Genomic DNA, 23513 nt, shown 5'->3' on the forward strand with positions numbered 1-23513 from the left:
CCTGATTCCCTCCCGTTATCGCAGCTGGCAGATGTCGAGGACGTCCATGTCCTCGTAATCCAGGTTCTCGCCCGCCATCGCCCAGATGAAGCTGTAGTTTTGCGTCCCGGCGCCCATGTGGACCGACCAAGGCGGAGAGATCACCACGTCTTCGTTCTCCATCACGATATGGCGCAAGTCTTCGGGCCGCCCCATGTAGTGGAACACCCGATCGTCCTGATCCAGATCGAAATAGAGATAAATTTCAGAGCGGCGCTCATGGACGTGAGGCGGCATCGTGTTCCACACGCTTCCCGGCTCCAGCCGGGTAAGACCCAGGCAGATCGACGCGCTCTGGCAGGTATGCGGCAGGATCAGCTGGTAGATCGTGCGCTCGTTGGAATTCTCCAGACTGCCGCGCCGCATCACATTGGCATCGCCCATGCCCACCTTGCGCAAGGGAAACGGAGCGTGTGCCGGCACGCTCAGCAGATAGAAGCGCGCGCCCTCGCCCGCGAAACTGACCGCATCGGTGCCCATCGGCACGTAAAGCGCCTCATGCTTCGCCAGCGAGAACGGCTGCCCCCCGGCCGTGACCACCCCCACGCCCGCCCCGATGTTGACCACCGCCAGCTCGCGGCGTTCCAGCAGGGGGTGCCCGGCGGCGCTTTCGGGTTCGCTCTGGCACGGCAATACCAGCGGCTCGCGCCCCGGCACCGCGCCGCCGATGATGAAACGCTCACCGTGCGAGTAAGTCAGCACGATCTCGCCCGGCCGGAACAGGCCGGAGACGAGATGGCGCTCGCGCAGGTCTTCGTTGCTTGCCCCCTGCATCATGGCGGGGTGGACCCCGTAATAGGTCTTTTCAAACAAGGATCGTCTCCGTCAGCGCGGCTTGCGGTCGAGTTCCGCCACTGCCGTCGCGGCGAGCAGGAAGGCGCCGACGCCGAAGTACTGGGTATCGCTGGGCAGGACCTGGTCAGGCCGGTCACCCACCTGCTGCACCCAGCCGAGGCGGCCGTCAGGCTGGATCGCTCGTTCCAGCGCCGCCCAGCCCTTGCGCACCGCGGGTTCATACTCGGCCCTTGGCAAGAGGCCCTGATTGATTCCCCAGGCAAGGCCGTAAGTATAGAACGCCGTGCCGCTGGTCTCCGGCGGCGAATTTTCCGGCGCGAGGAGCGAGGGCGCCCAGTAGCCGTCCGGCTTCTGCAGGCTCTTCACCTTCGCTGCCATGTCCTTGAACAGCGCCTCCATCCGGGTGCGGTCGGCGCTGCCGGCGCCAAGCAGCGGGATCACCCGCGCCATGCCGCCGAACACCCAGCCGTTGCCCCGCGCCCAGAACACCTTGCGGCCGTTGTCGCGCCGCTCGAAGAAACGGCTGTCGCGATAGTAGAGTTGCTCGGCCGGGTCGTAGAGGAAGTCCGTCGTCGCCCAGAACTCCTTCATCGCGAACCTCAGGTAGCGATCGTCGCCGGTCTGGCGGGAGAGTTCGGCGAAGGCGGGCGGCGCCATGAACAGCGCGTCGCACCAGCACCAGCGCTTCAGGCACTCGGTCGCGCCATAGCCTTCGGGCGGGATGGCGAAGGCCAGCGTGGTGACGGCCGGCTTGTCCACCACCGTGTCGAACGCCGCCTTCGTCGGTGCCAGCGCCGCCGCGCCCGCGCCGTGGCCGGCCGCCCAGACATAGGCCTGGGCGATGGCCTGATCGTCGGCGAAATAGAGGTTGTCGCCCGGGCGCCAGGCGTTGCGCCGGCCCATCGCCAGCACCGCCTCGGTAATGCGCGGCGGCGCGCCCGCATCGGCCAGCGCGGTCATGCCCACCCAGAACACGGCCTGCTCCCACCCGCGGGTCTTGCGGGTCTCCTCCGTGGCGCGGGGAATGTGCGACAGGTCATCGAGATGGGCCAGCTGCCAGTCGGCCAGCTTGACCGCCGCCGCAACGGGCGACTGTGCCGTCGGCGCCGCAAGGGCGGGCGTAGCGAAGGCCGCGCAGATCAGTGCAGCGGGGAACAGGTTTCGGATATTCACGAGGCGAGTTCTCCTGTCGGGGTCAGGCGGGGGCTGATGAGGTGAAGCGCCGCAAGGGCGATGAGAATGGCGCATCCGGCGCCATGAAGATCAAGGAATGGCTGCCGGTCAATTGCAGAACGGTGCCGACGAACGTGGCGATCGACATTCCGGCGATGGCCCGGCGAGGGCATTCGACTTTGCGACACGCGTGCCCTTGCACCCTCCTCCACGACGGTTTGCGGCACCTGCTGCATGGTCATCCTCTCGCGAAAGAGAGAGCGCCCGGGATTTCCGCCCAGGCGCTCGGCCGGGAGTGGCTCAGAATTTGCCGCGAACGCCGAAAGAGACGGTCGTGCCATTGAAGAACGAGTTGTCGCGCCGCGACTGACCGTTGCCCTTCGGGCCGTCGGGGTCGGAGTAATAGATATAGACGTTCTCGTTGGTGATGTTCAGCGCATCGATCCGCAGTTCGATCATGTCGTTCAGCTTGTAGCTGATCGTGCCGTCCAGGAAGCCCTGCGGTGCCGTGTAGGGGATCTGGTCGTTCCCCGTGTTCTGCGACGTGATGCCCGTCTTCGCGCGGTAGTTGTAGGAAGCGCGTACCGCAAAGGGTCCCTTTTCATAGAACGCCGTGGCGCTGTAGGAATACTTCGGCACGAACTGGATCGGCACGCGGGTACCTTCCGTCGTGACGAAGTCGTCGCCCTTCTGGTCGATCAGGGTCAGGCTTCCGGTAAAGCCCAGCCCGTCGAACGGCTTGGGCAGGAACGTGAAGTTCTGCTGATAGGCGAATTCCAGCCCCTTCAGCTTCAGTTCGCCCTGATTGACGTACTGGGTCCGACGGATGAGGAAATCGTCGGGAATGTCGCCGCCCGGGAAGCCCAGCGATACGGCATTGAAGGCGCTGTCCGGCAGGCCGAGCGAGCCGAAGGTCACGAAGTCCTGCACTGCCATCGCACGGTCGACGATGTCCTTCTTGAAGGCCCCGATGCTGAGCAGCCCGCCCGGCGCGAAGTACCATTCCACGCCCGCGTCGAATTGCGTCGCCATCTGCGGGCGCAAGTTCGGATTGCCCACCGTGACGTCGGCATTGAACACGTTGGGCACGACAGTGCCGCCGGCAATCGCCGTCAGTGCCGCGCGGGTGATCGTCTTGCCGGCCGAGGCACGCACGACGACCTTGTCAGTGACGTCATAGGCAAGGCTCGCCGATGGCAGCCAGTTGTCATAGCCGCCCTCGCGCCGCTGCGGCAGGAACACGCCGGCGCCGGCACTCTGGTAGTTGTGAATGATCGTGGAGGTGTCGGAATAGCGCATGCCCACGTTGCCGCGCAGTTCCTTGCCGAAGACCGGCAGCGTGAAGTTGGCCTCGAAGAACGCGGTCTTGACGATCTCGTTGGCCTTGAACGCGCCATTGAGATTGACCGGCGCCGCCGCGTTGGCGGCATTGGCATCCAGATCATCCATCACGAAAGAGCGCGGGAACGTGGCAAACTGCGAAGGATAGCCCGGGTTACCGCCGTCGCGGATCTGGCCGAACTGGATGTACGGGTCCATGTTGGAGAACACGTCCATCCCGGCGAGTTGGGCGGAGGCGATGCTGCTGCCGTCCTGCTGCGAGATTTCCTTGCCGGTGTCCACATAGCTGCCGCCCAGCTTGACGGCGAACGTGCGATCACCGTCGTCGACCAGATCCCAGTCCAGAACCGCGCGAGCGGTCTTTTCCTTGTCGATCTCCCGATTGAGCGAGAAGCCGAGGCCCGGCGCGGTGAAGTTGGCGGGGTCGGTGAAATCGACCGGCGAACTGATCGTGGGATAAGTGACGTTGCCCGTCGGGTCGAACGTGCTGGTGATCCCGTAGAGATTGCTGGTGATACGATTGGCGGTGTAGCGCGCATTGCTGTCGCTGAGATTGCCCTGCGCCGACAGTTTCATGGTGTCGGTCAGGTCGTAGACCGCGCGCACGATGCCGTACTTGAAACGGGTGCGGGCGTTTCGGAAGAAGCTTTCCTGGATGAAGCTGGTGTTGCCGAAGGTGCCGTAGAGATTGTTGAACTCGTCGATATGCACATCGAGCGGGATGATGCCCGAATTCGTGCCGACCCCGGGGGCACTCGTGGTGCCGGGCACCGTGCGCGAATTGCGGACTGCCGCGCCGAAGGTGAATTCGTCCGCCTCATCCTTCAGTTCGGAGAATATGCCGTCCACGCTGACGTCCAGGCGATCGGTCTTGTACTGGATAGACCCCACCAGGCCGATGCGTTCGCGTGTATTGTTGGATGTGAACACCCGATAGAAGCGCGGCAAGTAAGCGTTGTTGATCTGATCCCTGGTCAGATCGCCATAGTTCGCCAGCGGATTGTCGAGGTCCATCTGGAACTGGAAAGGCCCGCCCACGGTCGTCGGCCCTCGATAGGCCAGCGACCCGATCGCGGAGGAATTGTAGCCGCCGGTCGACTGGAAGCCCGAACGCTCGTTGACGTTCTTGGCATAGGCCGCGCCCACCAGGACGCCGAAATCGCCCCAGGTATCGCTGAACAGCAGCGATCCGCGCGGCTGCCACTTCTTCGACTGGGTATTGTAGTTGGCCTGCGCGGTATAGCGGATCACCCGGCCCGCGCTGTCGAACGGACGCGGCGTCTGCAGGTCGACATTGCCGCCGATGCCGCCTTCCTCAAGGTTGGCCAGCGGCGACTTGTAGACGTCCACCCGGCCGAACAGTTCGGATGGAAAGACGTCGTAGTTGAAATCACGCGTCGAGGATCCGACGTTCTGCGATGACGTGGTGTGAACGGGCGCGCTGTTGATGGTGGTGACGGTGAATTCCGAGCCCAGACCGCGGATGCTGATGCGCTGGCCTTCGTTCGAGGCGCCGTCCCTCGACAGGAACACGCCGGGAATGCGCTGCAGCGAGTCCGCGACGTTGGCCTCGGGGAACTTGCCGATATCCTCCGCGACGATGGAATCCCGCACGCCGATGGCTTCGCGCTTCAGCTCGATCCCTTGCTGAAGACTCTTGCGAAATCCGGTGACGACAATTTCCTCGGTTGCCGGCGCCGCTTTCGGCTCCTCACCCGAGGTACGAGATGCGGCAGCCTCCTGCGCCGAGGCTGCGTTGCAGGCTGCCAGAAATGCCAAAGCGCTCACCGTGGAGACTGCGGCTGTAACCACCCTCATGATCATCCTCCCTCATCCGCGATTCGTCGCGCGATGAGAGAGTTGTCATATAACTTTGAATGCTTGTCAATTGTCGGACTACTTAGGCCTCGATCCGTCATTGCCGCTGGCGATAGCGTCGCTCAGTTCGGAGTGCCTGATCAGACTCTCCTGCATGTGCAGCCGTGCCGCCAGGCGGGCGCCCTCGATGTCCATGCGAATGATGGCCTCCAGCAAGGCCTCGTGCTCGTCACTGACCTTGCCGACATAGGCATGATGCACGTCTTCGGACTGATCGCGCAGATAGAGACTGCGCGGCGGAACCAGCCTCACGCCCAGGAACTGGATGAATCGCACGAAATAATCGTTCTGCGTCGCCCGGGCGATGGCCAGATGGAACTCGCTATCGACCTGTGCCGAAGCGGCGGGATCGTCACCCACCTCGCGCATGCGTCGCAGAGCCGCGCGCATTTCGGCAATATCCGCCTGCGTACGCCGGGCCGCCGCCAGACCGGCCATTTCAGCCTCGATCGCCTGCCGCATTTCCAGTAGCTTGATGACGTCGGAAAGCTCGGAAAGCTCTTCTTTCGTGACCTGAAAGGCCCGGTACTGCGCCGTTTCCGAGACATAGACACCCGACCCCTGCCGGGCGACTGCAAAGCCCTGCGCCTCCAGCCGGGCCACAGCTTCCCGCACCACGGTCCGACTCACTTCCTCGCGCTCGGCGATGTCCTTCTGGGCGGGCAGCTTGGAGCCGGCGGGAATGACCCCGGAGATGATCTCCTCCTCCAGCTTCGCGTAGAGGATATCGGCCAGGGAGGCGGCTTTCACCATGGGCAGTCTTTCGTCGTTGACGGGAGAAAACCTCCCGAACGGTTCCATTCCTACACGAAGCGCTTGGCAAACGACAGATAGCAATTTATCAGGTTGGCATACAACTTTGACACATAGTCTTGGAGAGGACATGGGGCAGTTTCACAGATCCGCGCGCGGCAGGATCGCAGCGGGATTGGCAATAGCGATCGCTTGCGCGCCGGCCAGCCTGTACGCCCAGCGGCAGGACGACGCGCAGCTCAAGGTGGAAAAGCCGCTTCCTCCGCCCAAAAGCAAGACGCCGGCCGCCGTCGCCCAGTTCGCCCCCTATCGCTATGACGACCTTCTCTGGGAAAACGACAAGACCGCGCACCGCATCTATGGCCGCGCGCTGGAAGCGGCGGAACCGCCATCGGGGTCGGGCATCGACAGCTGGGGCAAGAACGTCGCCTGGCCCTTCGCCGACCGGCAGCTGAGCAGCGGCGACCAGCACGGCTATCACGGCGAAGGTTTGGACTTCTACAACGTGGGTACCGGGCGCGGCGCGGGTGGGCTGGGCATCTGGCAGGACAACAAGCTGTGGACCTCCCGCAATTACCTGCGCGCGCGTATCCTGAAGTCCGGCGGGAAGGAGGCGGATTTCAGCGTGGATTACGCGCCCTGGCCGGTGGATGTGGATCGCAAGGTCTGGGAGACACGCCGCTTCACGCTGCCGCTCGGCACGCATTTCACGCGGATGGTCTCGACGCTGCAATCGGATTCCCCGGCGCCGCTGGTGGTCGGGATCGGCATCGGCAAGCGCACGACCGGCGCGCGCGATGGCGAAGCCACGATCGATCGCGCCAAGGGCCTGATCTCCTGGTGGGGACCCGAAGACGGCGCGCATGGCCACATGGCGATCGCCGTCCGTGTCGACCCCGGCATGATTGCCGAGGTGAAACAGGATGCGGACAATTACCTCGTCCTGCTCAAGGTTCTGCCCGGCAAGCCCTTTGTCTACTATTCGGGCAGCGCGTGGAGCAAGGGACAGGACATGTTCGCGACGCGGCAGGCGTGGGACGCCTACGCTGCTTCCCAAACGCTCGACTTCTCGATTCCAAAGGACTGAACATGACCATGAATCTGGATCGCCGCGCGCTGCTGGCTGGCGCCGTGGCGGGCACCGCAGCGCTTTCGACCGGCGCCGCCGCTGCCCGCGTTGCCGGGCAAAAGCCACTCGGCCAGGCCGGGCTCCACGCGGGAACGGATGACCGCGCCTATATGCTGGGCCTGCTGGAACGCATGGCGACGCCGGTGCTCTCCCGCATGGCGCAGGGGCGTCTTCAGCAGGACTGGTCTCCGGAACTCAGCCCAAGCTGGGATGGCCGGAATCCCAAGGTCGCCTATCTGGAGGCATTCGGCCGGTTGATCGACGGCATTACGCCCTGGCTTGCCCTGCCCGATGACAACAGCGCGGAATCGCGCCTGCGCGCCCAGTTGCGGGAGCAGGCGCTGGCAAGCTACGTCCACAGCGTCGATCCCAAGAGCCCGGACTACCTGCTGTGGAGCGCGGAAGGCCAGCCGCTGGTGGATTCGGCCTATTTCACGAGCGCTCTCCTGCGCGCGCCGAAAACCCTGTGGGACCCGCTGGACGCGGCCACCAAGACCCGGATCATCGCCGAGATCCAGGGTTTGCGGCACGTAACGCCGCCCTACACGAACTGGCTGCTGTTCGCCGCCATGAACGAGGCCTTCCTGCTCTCTGTCGGCGCCCAGTGGGACCCGATCCGCATCGACCTTGCCCTCCGCAAGTTCGGCGAATGGTACGTCGGAGACGGCTGGTACGGCGACGGCGAGCACTTCCACTTCGACATGTACAACAGCTACGTCATCCATCCGATGCTCACCCAGATCCTGGATGTGCTGGTCCGCACCGGTGTCAAGTTCAACAAGCTGGACCCCGCAGAGCGCCTGACAACGCAAGTGAAGCGGATGCAGCGCTTCGGTGAGGTGTTGGAGCGCATGATCGGCCCGGATGGCGCATTTCCGCCGGTCGGCCGGTCGCTCACTTACCGTACGGCAGTCCACCAGCCGCTGGCCTATCTCGCGTGGAAGAAGCTGCTTCACGCCAAGCTGCCCGAAGGTCAGGTGCGGGCTGCCACGCTGGCAACGCAGCGCCGTATCTTCACCGATCCCAGCAATTTCGACGCCAAGGGCTTCCTGACGATCGGCTTCGCCCGGCACCAGCCCAGCCTGGGCGATGTCTATTCAAATGCCGGCAGCATGTATATCGCCGCAGAAAGCCTGCTGGCGCTCGGGCTGCCAGCCAGCGACAGCTATTGGCAAGCGGATGCGCAGCCGTGGACCATGCGCAAGGCTTATGGCGGAGCGGACTTTCCCAAGGACTATTACATCGAGGTCTGACGCCGCAAGCCGCCCATCCCTGCCGTTGCGCTTTGCCTTGCAAGGCCTGGCTGCCTGATGCGCGGTCCGCCGTCGAACTGGAAAGCCGGAATCCGACGATCTCTCCGCCCTTGGCTTGGCTGCGCACTGTTCTCACTCCGAGCGACGAGGATGTGTCCCGTAACATGGCCTTCCAGGCCCGGTGCTCGGTTGTCACCGGGCCTGGAAGAGGGAAGCCGGCGGATTTAATACGAGATCGGGTTGCTGTACGGCCGTTTAGAAGCGATGACCTGTCACATGTCGACGCCAGCCATTCAGCATTCCGCACGGCCCTCCACCAAGGGGGAGGCAACGCGCCATGCGATTCTAGATGCCTGCGAAGTGCTTTTTGCGCAAAACGGCTATCTGGGAACCTCCCTTCGCGATATCGCGGCGCAAGCGGGTGTCCGCATGGGCGTGGTCCACTATCACTTCGGCAACAAACACCTCATTCTCGATGCGGCATTGGAACGCAAGCTGCCGTTGTTGCAAGGCAGGATCGCGGCAAGCTTCGAGCTTGCGGAAGCGGCTGAAGGCGAATTCGGGCCTCGCGAAATCGTGACCGCCTTCATTCTGCCGTTCCTCACCGCCGCCTCATGCGAGGCCAGCCCTCTGCGCAATTACATCGTCATGACCTCGCACCTGATGAGCGCGTATCGCATGCCGGAATTGCGACCGATCCTGGCCAAGCTGTCGGTTATTTCCGGCATGCTCACGGAACGGTTGCGGATCCACTTGCCGGCCATGGCCGAGAGCGACCTTCTTGCCGCCGTCTATCTGATCGAGGCGGCCCTGATCTTTATGGTGCAGGATCCCGGGTTCCTGGACGATCTGACCGATGGCCACTTTTCCGCCCGTAAACTTGAGGACATCGCGCAGCCGGCCCTGCGCTTCTTCACGGCGGGCCTCGTCAGCCTGCAGGCCTGATTGTTTTAACAGGTAGGTCGACCGACCAAATTCGTTATTCTTCTCCTCGACAGGCGGCTGCAGGCTTTCGGGCAAAGCGGTGCGCCAGGAGAGAGGCGCCGGCCAAGGTCCTGACAAGGGACGGGCCGGATCGGGCACATGCCGGAAGGAAAACGAGATGGGAAGGCAAGGCATCCCTGCGTCCGCGCTGGATGGGCGCGACGCTGCGAACCTCAGGGGCGATCCGATCACGGGCGATCGCTACACCTCCCCCGCCTTCATGCAGCGCGAATGGGACCACATGTGGACCCGCATCTGGCATGTCGCCGGCCGCACTGCCGAACTGGAGGAACCCGGCGACTACATCGTCCATGACTTCATGAACGAATCCGTGTTCTGCGTTCTCCAGGAGGACGGCGCGATCAAGGCGTTCTACAACACCTGCGGTCACCGCGGGCAACGCCTGGTCTGGAATTCAAGCTCCCAGGAATCCTTCCAGTGCCCCTATCACGGGTGGGTCTGGGGCAAGGACGGCGTGCTGGCAAAGGCGCAGGACCCGGAGGATTTTCCCCAGGGCAATCCCTGCGGCAAGCTCAGGCTGAAGGAACTGCGCTGCGCCACCTGGGGCGGCTTCGTGTGGTACACGATGGACCAGGAGGCCCCGGAACTTCTGGATTTCCTGGCACCCATGCCGGAACTCTATCGCCATTATCCGATGGACACCGCCGTGCGCGTGTTCTGGATGAAGATCGACCTCGACACCAACTGGAAGTTCGCCACCGACAACTTCTCGGAAAGCTACCACACCCGCACCGCCCATCCGCAAGTGCCGCCATGGATCGACCAGGACGTCGATACCGCTCGGCACGAAATGTGGCCGGGGGGCCATGGCCGCACCGTCCAGCCCATGCGCCCTTCCCTCTCGGACCGCCTGCCCGAGGGCGTGGACCATCCCTTCGATGCGATCCTGCAGGCCTGGGACATCGATCCGCAGTCCTATCCCGATTTCGAAACCAAGGCGATGCAGGGCTGGCTCGACCTAAAGGCTGCGAAAAAGCGGCTCTGGAAGGAGCGCGGCTACGTCCACTACGAGAACATGGACGACGAGGAGATCACCGACAGCCCGCATACGGTGATCTTCCCCAATGTCACGATCAGCTTCCTGCCGGACAATCTGGTGTTCTTCCGGACCGAACCGCATCCGACCGATCCGAACAAATGCACGTTCGACTTGTGGTGCATGGCCTTCCCCGTTGCGGGGCAGAGCGTGGTGGAATCGGTCATGGCCGGTCCCCAGCCCCTGCGCGAGGCGGAGATGCAGCGCCGCGCCTTCGACAATGGCCGCGGCGTACCCGAGATCAGGGACCAGATCGTCTATCAGGACATGCTCCTGGCGGAAGGCCAGCAACGGGGAATGCACTCCCGCGGGTACCAGGACGCCTATCTGGCCGCGCAGGAAACCCGGGTGCGCTTTTTCCACGAAGTGCTGAACGACTACCTCGAAGGCCGCCGCTGAAGGCGCTCCGGTCCCGGCCCCGGGGACCGCCAACCATGAGCGACGCATCTTGCGGCAAGCCGATCCCGGCGTTCCGCCGCCACTTCCGGCGGCTGGCCCGCCATGTTCGGGGAAACGACCTCTAACCATAAAAAACAGAACAGTTGGGAGTAGGAAGATGAAGAACTGGCTCAATGCAAGCTCACCCCTCGCTCTTGCTGCCGGGGCGATGATCCTGCCGCAGGCGGCCCCCGCCCATAACAGCGCCCAGAATAGCGCCCAGAACAGCGCCCAGGATGATGGGCAACTCGCCCCGACCGAGACCAGCCAGCCCGAAAGCAGGATGCCGGTGGGCATCCAGGAGATCGTCGTCACGGCGCAGAAGAAGGCCGAGAACCTGCAGGACGTGCCGATCTCGATCACGGCGGTGGGCGGCGAAGCACTGGCCAGCACCCAGGGCATTTCGCTTCAGGCGCTTCAGGGCCAGATTCCCAACGTCCAGATCGACAACTTCGCCAATACCCCACAGAGCGCCGTCTTCACCGTGCGCGGCATCGGCGTCATCGAACCCGACCCTTACGCCGGCAATACGGTGTCGATCGTGGTCGACGGCGTCCCGCAGTTCTTCTCGATGGGCGCGCTGCTCGACCTTTACGACGTGGACCGCATCGAAGTGCTGCGCGGCCCCCAGGGCACGCTGTTCGGCGCCAATACCACCGGCGGCGTCATCAACGTGGTCACCGCCCAGCCCACGGGCAAGTTCGGCGGTCACGTCAAGGCGGTCTACGGCAATTACAACCGCATGGACCTCACCGGCTCCATCGAAGCGCCGCTGGTCGATGACGTGCTTTCGCTCAAGGTCGCGGGCATTCATACCCAGCGCAAGGGCTGGGTGACGAACGTGGTGGACGGATCGGACCTTGGGCGCAAGAACCTCGACGCGGTGCGGGCCTACTTGCGCTTCACGCCCAGCGCCAATTTCGATGCGACGCTTCAGGGCGAATACGTCAATGCCCGCAATGGATCGCCCATCGTCATCAACGGCGCGCGGCCCGGCGAAGTGCTCTATGTCGCCCCCGGCACCGAGGGAATGTATGTCAGCCCCTGCGCCACGAATGGCATGTGCGTAGCGCCCGACAAATATTACGGCGCCAACAACTCCGTGCCCGATCAGTCCAACATGGACACTTATTCGGGCACGCTGACGATGAACTGGCGCAATACCGGCCTGGGCGACTGGACCGCGATAACCGGATACAAGCGCTTCAAGCTCCGCGAATATACCGATCAGGACGGTACCCCCCTGTTCCTCAACGATACGTACCGCCGAACCGTGGGCTGGCAGTTCAGCCAGGAGCTGCGCACCAATCTGGAACTCTCGGACAGGCTGAACGTGCTGGTGGGCGGCTTCTACCTCAAGGACCATTACGATCATATCCAGGCCTACCGCCTGCAATTTGCCGCGCCGGGCTTGCTCCAGACCAACTTGCAGGATCAGGACAACTACTCCATTTCCGGCTTCGCGCAGGCCTATTGGGAAGTGACCGACCGGCTCAAGCTTCAGGCAGGCATCCGCTACACGCACGAGCGGACGGAATCGGCCCCCAGCCTCATCACCAGCATCGGCGCGGCCGCAGGATCGAACTACACCGGCGAGGGCAATACCGTCATCGACAGCTTCACCGTGGGCGGCAGCAAGAGCTGGGACAATGTCGGCTGGAAGCTGGGCGCCGACTATGAAATCGCCGACGACACCCTGCTCTATGCCAGTTGGGCGCGCGGTTTCAAGTCGGGCGGCTTCACGGCACGCGTCGGGGTGCCCGCCGACGGCGAGAATCCATACGATCCCGAAAAAGTCGATACTTTCGAAGCCGGCGTGAAGGCCGACTTCCTGGATCACCGCCTGCGCGTCAACCTTGCGGCGTTCTACACCAATTATCGCGACATGCAGGTGGCGCAGATCTACTTCGATACCGACACCAATACCCAGGGCAACCGCATCCTCAATGCCGGCAAATCCGAAATCAAGGGATTCGAACTGGAAACCACCGCGGCCCCGGTAGACGGCATGACCCTGCGCGCCTCGCTCGCCTATCTCGACGCGAAGTACAAGACCTTCCTCTATGGCGATCCCCTCAGCGGGGAGACGCTCGACCTGGAAGGCTACCGGCTTCAGAACGCGCCCAAGTGGAACGCCAGCTTCGGCGCGAACTTCGTGATCCCGCTGGGCGACGATGCCGATCTGGTCAGCGACGTCAGCTATACCTACACCAGTTCCAAGTATTACACGGCGATCCTCGACACCCCGCGCTCGAAAATCCAGCCCGCCCACCTTGTCGACGCCTCCTTGACCTACAAGCCGCGCGGCGGCGTCTGGTCCATCGGGCTATGGGCGACCAACCTGCTGGATTCCCGCTATCTTTCGACCGTCTACGACAGTCCGGGCTATGCCGGGCTGGCCGGCTATGCTCCGCCGCGCCAGTGGGGCGGCTCGGTCAGCTTCGATTTCTGACATGCGCATGGGAAGGAGAGCAGGATGAACCGCGTAGCAGGCAAAGTCGCGCTCGTTACCGGAGGCGCTTCCGGCCTTGGCGAGGCCGATGCGCGGCTCCTGGCGGCAGAGGGCGCCATTGTCGTCATCACGGACGTCCAGGTCGATCGCGGCCGCACGGTCGCCGCCTCGATACCGGGCGCCATGTTCCTTCAGCACGACGTCCGCGAGGAGGACCAATGGCGCAACGTCGTGGCGAAGACGATGGCCCGTTTCGGCCGGCTCGACGTGCTGGTCAACAATGCCGGGCTGGTCCGTTTCGGCCATGTCGAGGAATGCGAGCTGGAGACCTTCCGGCTTCAGATGCAGGTCATGGTCGAGGGCTGCTTCCTGGGCTGCAAGTCCGCGCTGCCGCACATGACCAAGAGGGCCGACGGACCCTGGGGCGGTTCGATCGTGAATGTCGCGTCAGTCGCCGCGCTCAAGGGCATTGCCGCGATCCCGGCCTATAGCGCGGCCAAGGCAGGTATCATCGCCCTGACCCGCAGCGTCGCGGTACACTGCCAGGACATGGGCTACGGCATCCGCGTCAACGCCGTCGCGCCCGGCGCCCACGATACGCCGATGACCCGGCAGGCGCTCGATCAATTGCCGCAGGACGACGCCGGGCTCGATCAGGTCCATGCGCATGGCCAAGGGCGTCCCGATGACGTTGCCAACCTCGTGCTGTTCCTGGCTTCGGAGGAATCGCGCCAGATCACGGGCACTCATATCGTCATCGACAATGGGGAGACCCTGCGATGACCGGCGCCCGGGACATTGGCTGGCTGGCCGATCGCCAGGACATCGCAAACGTGCTCGCCCGTCACAGCCGGGGCGTGGACCGTGCGGACGCGGGTCTGCTGGCAAGTTGCTATCATGACGATGCATTCGTGGACTACCGCTTCTTCACCGGCGCGGCATCCGAATTCGTGACCATTCTTTCAGAGGCCCAGAAAGCCGGCCCGGTCACCCTGCACCGAACCGGCCAGATGTGGACCGAGACGGACGGCGAGCGGGCGATCTCCGAAAGCTATGTCATGGCCTATGCATCGAGCGCCGGCGCGCAGGGACCGGCCACGCAGCACCTGATCTGCGGTCGTTACCTCGACCGGCATGAGAAACGCTCCGGCCATTGGCGCCTGACGCAGCGCAATTACGTGCTGGACACCAGCCTCAACTGGGACGGGGGATTGCCTCTGCCGGGCGTGGGCTCGCTCGGCAGCCAGTTGCCGACAGGCGGGCATGGGGCCGCCGACGCCGGCATCGCGCTGCTTGCCCAGGCTTATGCAAGGAACAGGACAAAAGGATCAAAGCCGATGACACACAGCGAACAGGCGATCGATGCAGTGATCTCTCGACAGCAGATCGCGGATGTGACCATGGCCTACTGCCGCGGCGTGGACCGCGCAGACCCGCATTTGCTGTCGGAGGTGTTCCATGAGGACGCCTCCGTGGTCAGCGGTGTGTTCAACGGCAATGGCCGCGACTTCGCCTCCGAGATCTGCAGGCTGGTGGAGAGTGCTTACGAGCAGACCTTCCATTCGATCGCCAATCAGTGGATCGAGGTGGAAGGCGACGGGGCAGTCGGAGAAACCTACGTCATCGCCGTGTCCACCAGCCGCGGCGACGAGAAGACCGATACCCTCACGGGCGGCCGCTATGTAGACCGTTTCGAACGCCGCGACGGGCGCTGGGCCATAGCCGACCGTACGTTCGTACTCGATTGGGCGCGCAGCGAACCCAGCACGCGCGACATGACGGGCGGAATGTACGCGGCGCTCGATCTCCACGGCTGTCGGGGCAAGGACGATCCCGTCTATGCCTTCCGGAGCCAACGAACGGATTGAACATGGAGATCGGCATGGACACGGCGATGCCCTTCACGTCGACGCGGGATATGCGGCGTCCTGAAAATCCCCCGCCTGGCCATTCGGCTACCCGATCAGCACCGAATGGTTTCGCGCGACATTAGGCCATGCGCGCCGGAGCACTCCAGATGGATGCGAATTCCCATGATGAGAAACCGCTCCTTTCTCCCAGAGAATTCGAGATCCTGTTGCTCAGCGCGGAAGGTGAAACCGATGCCGTGATCGCCCGGTCATTGGGGATAAGCCACACGACGGTGCGGTTTCATCTAAGAAATGCCTGCCTGAAGCTCAAGGCGATCAACCGAAGGCATGCCATCTACCTCGCCTTCAATCTGGGCGTGTTCGAACGCGTCCTCAACGACGATGCCGGATGACCGTCCCCGAGCCAACGCCCCCAGTGGGTCCGCCCCCGGATCATCACATCCGACGGCAGCCGCAATTAGGCCGAGATTGTCGATCTGACCCGATTGCGACCTTCCTGCTTGGCCGCATAGAGCAACTTGTCCACGGCATCGCAGAAATGGAGCGCATCACTGTCGAAAGGCGGAATGACCGTCCCGACGCCGACGCTCGCGGTCACGAATGCGCTGCAACTGGACCGTTCGTGCCGGATATGCAGCCCTTCGATCGCCGCGCGGCAACGTTCTGCCAGTACGGCCGCGGCAGCTTCGTTCGTTTCCGGCAGCAGGAGGACGAACTCCTCGCCCCCGCATCGAGCGACCACGTCGCGAGGACGGATTCCGATCTCCTTCAGCGCGTTCGCTATTCTGACCAGGCATTCGTCGCCCTGAATGTGGCCGTAGAAGTCGTTGTAATCCTTGAAGTGATCGATATCGAGCAGGATCAGCGAAAGCGGATGCTGGCCGGTCTGGGCGCCTTTCCACTCCGCCTTGAGCCGCTCGTCATAATGGCGCCGGTTGGACGTTCCGGTCAGGCCATCCTCGAACGAGAGCGCCTCAAGCTTCTTCTGCATCTTGATGAGTTCGTGCTCGATGCGTTTCCGCTCGCTGATATCGAACATGAAGCCAACCAGGCTATCGACTTCCCCGCCTTCGCCGCGCACCACATGCACGACGTCGCGGATCCAGACATAGCCGTCATCCTTGGTCAACGCCCGGTAGTCCGCTTCGTGGTCCTTGCCTGCGACCGACTGCGAGACGCAGAAATTGACCACATGTTCGCGATCGTCCGGATGGATACGGGAGGCCCAGTCCTCTACCGAGATCCAGCTTTCCTGCGACCAGCCAAGCAGCGGTTCGATCTGCGGGCCGATGTATGCGAAGCGCATCGTCGCCCAGTCGATCTTCCATGGAATGGCCAATGTCGATTCCAGCAGGGTCTTGTAGACCGCCGGATCGACTTCCATCCCCGGCGCCGTAGCGCTCGCCAGGTCGTTAACAGCCATGGTGGGAGTCATCGAAGGTCTGGCCCCATAAAATCGTTTCAAAAGCATCGGCGCGGAATCGCGTCACACCATTACTTGCTGGTGGCAGATTTCATATCGTTAAACCCGCCTGCCAGCGCACCCTGCGCGGAAAGTCTGTAGCCTTCGTAGCCTCATCGGTCAGCACCGGGCGAGGCTTGCGCAGCGACATCGAAACCCGCGGAAGCCGTGGTGAGCTTTCGCGGGTTTCGTTTCCTCCGTCCTGTCCTGACAGGACGGTTTCCTGCTTTCGCTTCTGGGGTTTCCGGTTCAGTTCCCGTTTGCCGAGGCGCTCAGGCTGATGGAGCCGCCGCTGGCCGAACCCGAGCCCGAAGCTGCGCCCACGGCCGAGGCATTGTGCTTCCCGGCCGAAACCGTGCCCTCGCCAGTGCCGGAGCCTTGCGCATTTGCAGTCGAAGCCGTGTTCTGCGCCGAAGAGGCTGCGTCCGATGCGCGGCTGGCTGTCAAGTCGCGGGCGGATCCGACCGTCCCTGCAAGGCGGGAGGCGGCGCCGCTGGCTGTGCCGGTGGCATCGGGCAGTGCCGGGGCGGTCAGGTTGCCGCTCGATGCGCCATTACCCGTCGCGGAGCCGCTCGCGCCGGTTCCAGACGCGGAATGGCTCGCCGCACCGGAGACGGCACCGCTGCCCGAAGCCGCCGTGTTGCCGGCGAGCGAACCGAGCGTGTCGGGGGCCGATCCGGCCCGCGATGTCACGCCCGAAACGGCCGATCCGGCAAGTCCGCTGGTCGAGCCGCGTGCGTTGGAAACGGCGTCGCTGGCACCGGAGGTATCGGGCGCGGACACAGCGGGCGCCGTGACCTTCTTGCTGGCGCTGCCGCGGCCGCTTCCCGAAGCCGATCCGGTCGCCGAACGGGCACTGCGCGTGACGCTCATGTCGCCGGCGCCGCTGCCCATGCCTTCGATCGAATTGCCGACAGACCCGATGCTGCCCCCGAAGGAACCGCCCAGCGCGCCGCCCAGACTGCCGCCGAGGCCGCCGCCACCGCCGAGAAGCTGGGCCTGCACTGCACCGGGAGCCATGGCGATGGCGACAGCCGCCAGCGCCGCGCCGAGATTGGCCTTGGAGAAAGTCTTCACGCCGCGCGTCTTATTCACAGGGATGATCTTCATCGTTCCGGTTCCTTTCCTCTTCTCGTCCTGTCCACCGCCGCGCCGAAACGCTTGGCGAAGGGTCTGGGAGAGAAACGGATGGCCTTGCCGGTTTCATCCCTCGGCATGCCGCAAAACCGAAAACGCGATCAGCCGCCGGTCCGGCAGACCATGCAGAGCACACCGCGGCCGGTCCGCCGCGAAGGGGCCAGGGCTTCGGTGTTGGTCGCCCGCAAAACCGCCGCGACGTCGCGGCCCGGGCCCATTCGCGCGGCCATCCGGGCGGCGGCAAGCGGCGCTGCAAATGAGGTGCCGCGCAGACCGATGCGCCCTTTGCCCGGCACCAGCGCCGTCATGTCGGCGCCGGGCGCCGCATAGTCGAGATGCGCGGCCCTGCCCGCCTCGATCAGCACGCGCCCGCGCCCGTCGACGCCCGTGACCGCGACGACGCCGAGATAGGAGGCGGGAAAGGCCGGGGGCGCCGCCGCGCCGTCATTGCCCACGGCCGCGACCACAACGATGCCCCTGGCCCGCGCTGCCGCCACCGCCCGGGCCAGCAGCGGATTGGCAGGCCCGACCAGGCTGATCGAGACCACCGGCACCCGCTGCGCCGCCATCCAGCCGAGGGCGCGCGCGATCGCCAGGGCATTGCCGCCCGCAGGATCGGTGCCGTAGACATCCGCGCCGTAGATCCGTGTCGTGCCCGCCCCCTTGAGCAAGGAGGCGATGGCCGAGGCATGGTCGCTCGCTTTCGGTGCCCCGGCCGCAAAGGCGCCTTGCGCCGCCAGTCGGTCCGATCCGGCGATCCCGCCATCGATCACGCCCACCGTGCCGCCCTTGGGCAGCGCGGTTGCCGGCGCCCTTTCACCGCTCTTCCCCGAGGCAGCGCCTGAGGGAAAGTGCAAATGGTCTGCCGTGATCTCCCGGCCCGGCAGGATGCGGCGCAAGTCGGCAATGGCCCGGGCCAGCGGCTCGCCTTTCGGGATGGAAAGGCGGGCATAGGCGATGCCGAGGTCCGCGATCCCGGCTTGTTCGATCAGCGCGAAGCCCTTCTCCGCGGCCCGTGCGAGGCTGTCCGCATCGGGATCGAGCAGCAGCAGTTCGCCGGCACGGGCCGGTTCGTGGCGTTCGTCCCAGTCGACGCTGCCGCGCCGGGCCGCAACGAAATCGCGCAGCCGCCCGAGCCGGTCCTGCGCCAGTTGGCCGGCATTGCCGGCAATCGTGGAGAGCCCCGAAACCGAACGGTCGACGACATTTTCGGCAGCGCCCGAAACGGTCGACCGCGTGCGATCGATCGTGCCGAGGGGGGCCAGCCCGCCCGGCAATCCCAGTTGCGCGGCGGCGGGGGCTGCCAGCGCGGCCAGTATCAGCGCGGCAAGCCCCGCACGCATTTCGGACCTTCGACCCATTCCTCGTCCCCACAGCAAAAATCGGTGGCGCTCAAGGATGAAACGGTGCCATCGGGACGTTTCATCCTCACGGAAACGATATTTCGATGAGAACGCACGACTTCTGCGACCAACTGACGGCATTGCTGCCCCGCCTGCGCCGCTTCGCGCGTGGCCTGACACAGAACCCGGCGGATGCCGACGACTTGTGCCAGTCCACCGTCGAACGCGCTCTGGTGGCCCGCGGCCAGTGGCAGGAAGGCACGCGGCTCGATGCCTGGGTGTACCGGATCATGCGCAACCAGTGGATTGACGAGACGAGATCGCGCAGCCGCCGCGCACGGACGTTCGTGCACGAGGACGAGGGCATGAACGTGGGCATCGCAGGAGACCGCGATGCGGAAAACCGCGTCGAGCTTGGCAATGTCGACCGGGCGCTGGCGCGCCTTCCCGCCGACCAGCGCGAAGCCGTGGTGCTCGTCCTGGTCGAGGGCTTTGCCTACAAGGAAGCGGCCGAGATCATCGGCATTCCGCAGGGCACCCTGACCTCCCGCCTCGGCCGCGGCCGCGAGGCGCTTTTGAAGGAACTTGGAGAAACCGCATGAGCGTGACCCCCGAAGAGCTCATGGCCCTGGCCGATGGTGAATTGTCCGGCGAAGAGGCCGCGCGCGTGGAAGCGGCAATCGCTGCGGATCCCGTCCTCGCCCGGCGGCTGGAGGCGGAGCGCGGCCTGCGCGCCGCGCTGCGCGGCCGCCTCGATCCGGTTGCGCAGGAGCCGGTACCCCTTGCGCTGACCGACCTCATCGCCCGCACCGCCGCCGCGGATGCCGGACAGGGCATGACCGGCAAGGCCGCTCCCGCTCCCGCAGCCGCCCCCTCACCCGCCGAAGTCGTCGACCTTGCTGCGGCCCGTACCCGGCGCAAGGAAGCCGAAAAGGCGCGCGATCGCGCAGCCAGGCGCCCGAACGTGCCGATTTTCGCGGATCGCCGCATGGCCTTCGCCATCGCCGCCTCGCTGGTGCTCGGGTTGATGCTCGGCAGCCAGTTGCACCGCGAAGGCCCGGTCACCCAGACGCGCGCAGGGCTGGCCGCTTCGGGTTCGCTGGCGCGAACGCTGGATCGTCAGCTGGCATCCGCGGGCGATGTCGACGGCCTCCGCATGCTCGCCAGTTTCAGGCGGCAGGGCGGCGACTATTGCCGCGTGTTCGCAGGCACGGCCACTTCGGGCATCGCCTGCCGGCGGGAGGACACCTGGCTGCTCGAACGCACCATGGCGGGCGGCGGCGGGCCATCGAGCAATTACCGGCAGGCCGGTTCGGTGCAGGGCGACATGCTCGCCGCCGCACAGGACATGATGCGCGGCGATCCTCTCGATGCCGCCCAGGAACGGGCGGTGATCGAGAAAGGATGGCGTTAGGCTGTCGGGGTGACGACGGGGCCGCTCCTGACGGCCCATCATGCCGGATAGGCCGATGTCAGGGCCTGCAGGCGGACCAGAATGTCTTCCGGCATGGGGACATCGTCGCGGTGGTAGTCGCGGTGCCCTTTGCCGGCCTGTTCCACGAGATCGTCGTGCATGCTGCCCATCAGCCCGTTGATGGCGCTGAGGAAGCGCGACATGCGATAGGCGTGTTCGCCGGGTTCCAGCGTCCGCAAGGTGTCGTAGAACGAGACCTGGCGGCTGACGACCTTGCGGATCATGTGGAAGCGGTGCCCGGTCAGCGCCCCGTCTCTCAGCCAGCCCCTCAGCTTGCGAAACTCCGCCTTGCGGAAGGCGAGGAAGCCCGGCGCATCGTCCAGTCGCACCTTGCCCACCTCGCGCCGCACCGCCGCCCAGGCCGGCCGGGCCAGCAGCACGCGGAGCATGAGAGCGAAACCCAGGATCGCCGCGCGCCGGCGGTTGCGGAACGCATCCTGCAGATGCCCCATGATCGCCACCGTCGCGCGGAACAGCAGCGGCGCCTTGTGCGGGCGGCCATAGAGCACCAGGGCGAAGCGCAGCTGCTTGTAGGCCGCACGGATATGCTTGTAGCGCGCGCGGGCGTCCTGCGGCAGGTCGCCGGTCAGCAGCAGCGTGCCGACAAGCGCGCGCATCTCCGCCTGACTTGCCCGTTCCCGCCAAAACTGGCGGCACAGGTCCAGGCAGCGGGCCATCTCCTCCTGCGAGCATTCGACCGTGATCGGATCGGGCAGCCTGACCACCGGGTCCACCACGTCGTCTATCTCGATGGCGTCGAACAGCGCGCCAAGCGTTTCCTGCGGGAAATGCCTGCTCATGCGTGCGCCTCCTGCGCCATGATATGCGAAAGCGTCCCGCGTGCCCGATAGGCCCAGAGCGTGGGCATGAACATGAACAGTGCCTTGAGGCATACCCCCGCGACATAGGCCAGCCCCGCGCCCGTGATACCGAACATATGGATCAGTGCGAAAAGCAGCACCGCATAGCCCGCCGCCGCCGCGCCTTCGGCCACCAGCGCCGAACGCTGGCGTCCTGCCATGTAGAGCAGCGATTCCAGCGGGAAGCTGGCCATCGTCACGATCAGCGAGGCGGTCATGAGCTGAAGCAGGTCATAGGCTTCGACATAACGCTTGCCGAACACCAGTCCGATCACGGGTTCGCCGCCCAGGATCACCGCCAGCAGGATCACGAAGCCGATCCCGCCGGAAATCAGCGCGCTGCGGATGGCAAGCTGCCAGGGATGGCGCGTCGCAGGGTCGAGGCGCATGATCTCCGGATAGAAGCTGCGCGACATGAGATCCGCCGGCTTGCTGGCGGAATCGAAGAAGGTCGCCGCGATCTTGAACAGGCCCGCGCTGGTCGGCCCGAGCAAGGCGCCGACGATCAGGTTGCTCACCGGGCCCCAGGCCGCCCAGATCGAATGGGCGAAATTGGTGGTCCACACGAAGTCCCAAGCGCCCGACAGCCGCCGTCCCGGTCCCGCCAGGCCGGGACGCAGCGCGCCGCGAATGCCCTTGCGGCGCAGTTCCTGCACCGACATCGCCCAGAGGCACAAGTCGCCCAGCAGGTCGGCCAGATACCAGGTGACGACGAAGCCGGCGAAACCGAAGCCGCCGAAATAGGAGATCACGCCGCCCAGCGCGCGCAGTGCCGGGGTGACCATCTGCTGCACGGCGATCTGGTCGAACCGGTCCAGCACGCGCAGGATGCCGGTCGGCGTTGCCGCCGTCATCGTCGGGATCAGTGTGCAGTAGAGCATCGCGAGCTGCACGTCTTCGGCGGGAATACCGAACCAGGCGGCCAGGAACGGCAGCAGGACGAGTCCCCCCGCCAGGCCCACCAGTCCGCTGGCAAGGTCCAACCCGAAAGCGAAGCCGGTGACGTCGCGAAATTCGCCAAGGTCACCGCGCCCGAGTGCCGGGGTGCCATAGCGCACGATGAACTGCCAGGTCTGGAACTTGACCAGCGCGCCGACGCCATTGGCATAGGAGTGGATGATGACCAGCGTGCCGAACAGGGCCGGCGTCAGTCCGCGCCCGGCGCAGGCCAGCGCGATGAGGCCCAGCAGCGCCCCGACCAGCTTGCTCGATCCAAGGTAGGAGGCATTGCGCACGATCGTGCGGAACACCCCGTCGGCAAACCAGTGCTTCATGGAGAGAGACTTCATCACGCCGCCTTCCTGTCGGAGGCAAGGTCCCGCGCTTCGATCTCTGCCAGGCGGCGCTCGATCGCGGCCCTGGCCTGCGCCAGGACCTGTTCCAGCGGCAGATCCGCATCGATCTCGACGATGGGCGCGCCCTCGAAAGTGAGTCGCGGCACGTCGGCCACCTTGCGCGCCAGCGAGGAAGCGCGGTGATCGGGCTTGCGCGCCAGGGCCACCTCCAGCGAGACGTTGAGCCGCAGCACCAGATCGGGCGCATTGACCACCATCGCCGCGTAACGGCGACGCTCCGAGCGTGCCAGCCAGCCCACGAGACCGCCCCCGCCCCCGCCCCCGCCCGCACCGGCCAGGCCGAGGCCATCCATCGGCCCCGGCACGCCCAGTTGGGGGAAGCGGTCGGCGATGATCGCATGGCCCCCTTCCCACAGCTTCATCATGCGCCCGAACCGGCGCACGCGCCGCATCGAGAACATGTAGATCACCATAGCCGCCAGGACGCCTGGCCCCTTGTCGGTCTGGGCCTTCTGCGCCTTGGCGTGGATCGACTTGTCGAGCTTTCCGCCCAGCAGCGGCAGGCGCGCGATGCGGCGGCCGATATTGCCGGACTGCTTGCCGAGATGGCAGATCCGCGTGGGCTGGCGCGCGCTCATCCAGAGGCGCAGCGCCTCGGTGACGGTCGACTTGCCGGAACCGTCGCAACCGACGACGGCGATGAGGGGAGGAAGGGAATTACGGATCATCTGGAAACCTGAAAATCGATGGGGCAGCGGCTCGATCGTGTTGCCGCAGGG

General features: G+C 65.0%; 21 protein-coding genes. 10 read left to right on the plus strand and 11 right to left on the minus strand.

Features of this window, described 5'->3' with window-relative positions:
• Positions 1–15: 15 nt before the first annotated feature.
• From kduI to EDF58_RS14010, 5 genes are all read right to left on the minus strand, one after another.
• Positions 16–852 (minus strand): 5-dehydro-4-deoxy-D-glucuronate isomerase, encoded by an 837-nt coding sequence (gene kduI, locus EDF58_RS13990; protein WP_132266643.1) that lies wholly within the window; start codon positions 850–852, stop codon positions 16–18.
• 12 nt (positions 853–864) lie between these two features.
• Positions 865–2007: a glycoside hydrolase family 88 protein gene (locus tag EDF58_RS13995; RefSeq protein WP_243654258.1), complete on the minus strand. Its 1143-nt coding sequence runs from the start codon at positions 2005–2007 to the stop codon at positions 865–867.
• 22 nt (positions 2008–2029) lie between these two features.
• Positions 2030–2155 (minus strand): hypothetical protein, encoded by a 126-nt coding sequence (locus EDF58_RS26640; RefSeq protein ID WP_279388324.1) that lies wholly within the window; start codon positions 2153–2155, stop codon positions 2030–2032.
• A 152-nt stretch (positions 2156–2307) separates the two neighbouring features.
• Positions 2308–5166 carry a TonB-dependent receptor gene (locus tag EDF58_RS14005; protein WP_132266649.1) on the minus strand — a complete coding sequence of 953 codons (2859 nt, stop codon included), beginning with the start codon at positions 5164–5166 and terminating at the stop codon, positions 2308–2310.
• 78 nt (positions 5167–5244) lie between these two features.
• Positions 5245–5979 (minus strand): FadR/GntR family transcriptional regulator, encoded by a 735-nt coding sequence (locus EDF58_RS14010; RefSeq protein ID WP_132266652.1) that lies wholly within the window; start codon positions 5977–5979, stop codon positions 5245–5247.
• A gap of 175 nt (positions 5980–6154) precedes the next feature.
• Between EDF58_RS14010 and EDF58_RS14015 the strand changes: the two genes are divergently transcribed.
• The 8 genes from EDF58_RS14015 (at position 6155) to EDF58_RS14050 (ending at position 15555) form a co-directional block, all read left to right on the plus strand.
• Complete coding sequence (locus tag EDF58_RS14015; protein WP_243654259.1) at positions 6155–7066, plus strand: DUF4861 family protein; 912 nt, start codon at positions 6155–6157, stop codon at positions 7064–7066.
• A gap of 2 nt (positions 7067–7068) precedes the next feature.
• Complete coding sequence (locus EDF58_RS14020) at positions 7069–8361, plus strand: DUF2264 domain-containing protein (RefSeq protein ID WP_132266657.1); 1293 nt, start codon at positions 7069–7071, stop codon at positions 8359–8361.
• Between the two features lie 276 nt (positions 8362–8637).
• Positions 8638–9306, plus strand: coding sequence for a TetR family transcriptional regulator (locus tag EDF58_RS14025; RefSeq protein WP_132266660.1), 669 nt, complete (start codon positions 8638–8640; stop codon positions 9304–9306).
• Positions 9307–9463: 157 nt separating this feature from the next.
• Complete coding sequence (locus tag EDF58_RS14030) at positions 9464–10801, plus strand: aromatic ring-hydroxylating dioxygenase subunit alpha (RefSeq protein ID WP_132266662.1); 1338 nt, start codon at positions 9464–9466, stop codon at positions 10799–10801.
• Between the two features lie 157 nt (positions 10802–10958).
• Complete coding sequence (locus EDF58_RS14035) at positions 10959–13292, plus strand: TonB-dependent receptor (RefSeq protein WP_132266665.1); 2334 nt, start codon at positions 10959–10961, stop codon at positions 13290–13292.
• 24 nt (positions 13293–13316) lie between these two features.
• The gene (locus EDF58_RS14040; RefSeq protein ID WP_132266668.1) at positions 13317–14075 is read left to right on the plus strand and encodes an SDR family oxidoreductase; all 759 of its coding nucleotides are present in this window, start codon (positions 13317–13319) and stop codon (positions 14073–14075) included.
• Complete coding sequence (locus tag EDF58_RS14045; protein ID WP_132266670.1) at positions 14072–15160, plus strand: nuclear transport factor 2 family protein; 1089 nt, start codon at positions 14072–14074, stop codon at positions 15158–15160. Before EDF58_RS14040 ends, EDF58_RS14045 begins: the two co-directional genes overlap by 4 nt.
• A 149-nt stretch (positions 15161–15309) precedes the next feature.
• Positions 15310–15555 (plus strand): helix-turn-helix transcriptional regulator, encoded by a 246-nt coding sequence (locus EDF58_RS14050; RefSeq protein WP_165921419.1) that lies wholly within the window; start codon positions 15310–15312, stop codon positions 15553–15555.
• Positions 15556–15620: 65 nt separating this feature from the next.
• Here the strand turns inward: EDF58_RS14050 and EDF58_RS14055 are convergent, their stop codons facing one another.
• From EDF58_RS14055 to EDF58_RS14065, 3 genes are all read right to left on the minus strand, one after another.
• Complete coding sequence (locus EDF58_RS14055) at positions 15621–16586, minus strand: sensor domain-containing diguanylate cyclase (RefSeq protein WP_243654260.1); 966 nt, start codon at positions 16584–16586, stop codon at positions 15621–15623.
• Positions 16587–16874: 288 nt separating this feature from the next.
• A complete protein-coding gene (locus tag EDF58_RS14060; RefSeq protein ID WP_132266678.1) occupies positions 16875–17735 on the minus strand; it encodes a hypothetical protein in 861 nt (286 codons plus the stop codon).
• A gap of 128 nt (positions 17736–17863) precedes the next feature.
• Entirely contained in the window at positions 17864–19123 is a 1260-nt protein-coding gene (locus EDF58_RS14065; RefSeq protein ID WP_132266681.1) for a S8 family serine peptidase, read from the minus strand.
• Between the two features lie 86 nt (positions 19124–19209).
• On the opposite strand from EDF58_RS14065, the gene EDF58_RS14070 reads away from it, so the two are divergent.
• Positions 19210–19707: an RNA polymerase sigma factor gene (locus EDF58_RS14070; RefSeq protein ID WP_132266684.1), complete on the plus strand. Its 498-nt coding sequence runs from the start codon at positions 19210–19212 to the stop codon at positions 19705–19707.
• Positions 19704–20519 (plus strand): hypothetical protein, encoded by an 816-nt coding sequence (locus EDF58_RS14075; RefSeq protein WP_132266686.1) that lies wholly within the window; start codon positions 19704–19706, stop codon positions 20517–20519. Before EDF58_RS14070 ends, EDF58_RS14075 begins: the two co-directional genes overlap by 4 nt.
• A gap of 38 nt (positions 20520–20557) precedes the next feature.
• Here EDF58_RS14075 and EDF58_RS14080 read toward each other — a convergent pair whose 3' ends face one another.
• Genes EDF58_RS14080 through EDF58_RS14090 form a run of 3 tightly spaced genes read right to left on the minus strand, consistent with a single transcriptional unit; the run spans position 20558 to position 23462 of the window.
• Positions 20558–21379 carry a hypothetical protein gene (locus tag EDF58_RS14080; RefSeq protein ID WP_132266689.1) on the minus strand — a complete coding sequence of 274 codons (822 nt, stop codon included), beginning with the start codon at positions 21377–21379 and terminating at the stop codon, positions 20558–20560.
• A complete protein-coding gene (locus tag EDF58_RS14085) occupies positions 21376–22728 on the minus strand; it encodes a lipopolysaccharide biosynthesis protein (RefSeq protein WP_243654261.1) in 1353 nt (450 codons plus the stop codon). Before EDF58_RS14085 ends, EDF58_RS14080 begins: the two co-directional genes overlap by 4 nt.
• Positions 22728–23462: a nucleoside triphosphate hydrolase gene (locus tag EDF58_RS14090; protein WP_132266692.1), complete on the minus strand. Its 735-nt coding sequence runs from the start codon at positions 23460–23462 to the stop codon at positions 22728–22730. Before EDF58_RS14090 ends, EDF58_RS14085 begins: the two co-directional genes overlap by 1 nt.
• Positions 23463–23513 lie beyond the last annotated feature (51 nt).

Source organism: Novosphingobium sp. PhB57 (assembly GCF_004342985.1).
Classification (GTDB): Bacteria; Pseudomonadota; Alphaproteobacteria; order Sphingomonadales; family Sphingomonadaceae; genus Novosphingobium.

Coding starts and splice junctions, on each gene's coding strand:
- EDF58_RS26640 (WP_279388324.1), bottom strand. CDS start 2,155: ATGTCGATCGCCACGTTCGTCGGCACCGTTCTGCAATTGACCGGCAGC.
- EDF58_RS14005 (WP_132266649.1), bottom strand. CDS start 5,166: ATGAGGGTGGTTACAGCCGCAGTCTCCACGGTGAGCGCTTTGGCATTT.
- EDF58_RS14010 (WP_132266652.1), bottom strand. CDS start 5,979: ATGGTGAAAGCCGCCTCCCTGGCCGATATCCTCTACGCGAAGCTGGAG.
- EDF58_RS14020 (WP_132266657.1), top strand. CDS start 7,069: ATGACCATGAATCTGGATCGCCGCGCGCTGCTGGCTGGCGCCGTGGCG.
- EDF58_RS14025 (WP_132266660.1), top strand. CDS start 8,638: ATGTCGACGCCAGCCATTCAGCATTCCGCACGGCCCTCCACCAAGGGG.
- EDF58_RS14030 (WP_132266662.1), top strand. CDS start 9,464: ATGGGAAGGCAAGGCATCCCTGCGTCCGCGCTGGATGGGCGCGACGCT.
- EDF58_RS14035 (WP_132266665.1), top strand. CDS start 10,959: ATGAAGAACTGGCTCAATGCAAGCTCACCCCTCGCTCTTGCTGCCGGG.
- EDF58_RS14040 (WP_132266668.1), top strand. CDS start 13,317: ATGAACCGCGTAGCAGGCAAAGTCGCGCTCGTTACCGGAGGCGCTTCC.
- EDF58_RS14045 (WP_132266670.1), top strand. CDS start 14,072: ATGACCGGCGCCCGGGACATTGGCTGGCTGGCCGATCGCCAGGACATC.
- EDF58_RS14050 (WP_165921419.1), top strand. CDS start 15,310: ATGGATGCGAATTCCCATGATGAGAAACCGCTCCTTTCTCCCAGAGAA.
- EDF58_RS14055 (WP_243654260.1), bottom strand. CDS start 16,586: ATGGCTGTTAACGACCTGGCGAGCGCTACGGCGCCGGGGATGGAAGTC.
- EDF58_RS14060 (WP_132266678.1), bottom strand. CDS start 17,735: ATGAAGATCATCCCTGTGAATAAGACGCGCGGCGTGAAGACTTTCTCC.
- EDF58_RS14065 (WP_132266681.1), bottom strand. CDS start 19,123: ATGGGTCGAAGGTCCGAAATGCGTGCGGGGCTTGCCGCGCTGATACTG.
- EDF58_RS14070 (WP_132266684.1), top strand. CDS start 19,210: ATGAGAACGCACGACTTCTGCGACCAACTGACGGCATTGCTGCCCCGC.
- EDF58_RS14075 (WP_132266686.1), top strand. CDS start 19,704: ATGAGCGTGACCCCCGAAGAGCTCATGGCCCTGGCCGATGGTGAATTG.
- EDF58_RS14080 (WP_132266689.1), bottom strand. CDS start 21,379: ATGAGCAGGCATTTCCCGCAGGAAACGCTTGGCGCGCTGTTCGACGCC.
- EDF58_RS14085 (WP_243654261.1), bottom strand. CDS start 22,728: ATGAAGTCTCTCTCCATGAAGCACTGGTTTGCCGACGGGGTGTTCCGC.
- EDF58_RS14090 (WP_132266692.1), bottom strand. CDS start 23,462: ATGATCCGTAATTCCCTTCCTCCCCTCATCGCCGTCGTCGGTTGCGAC.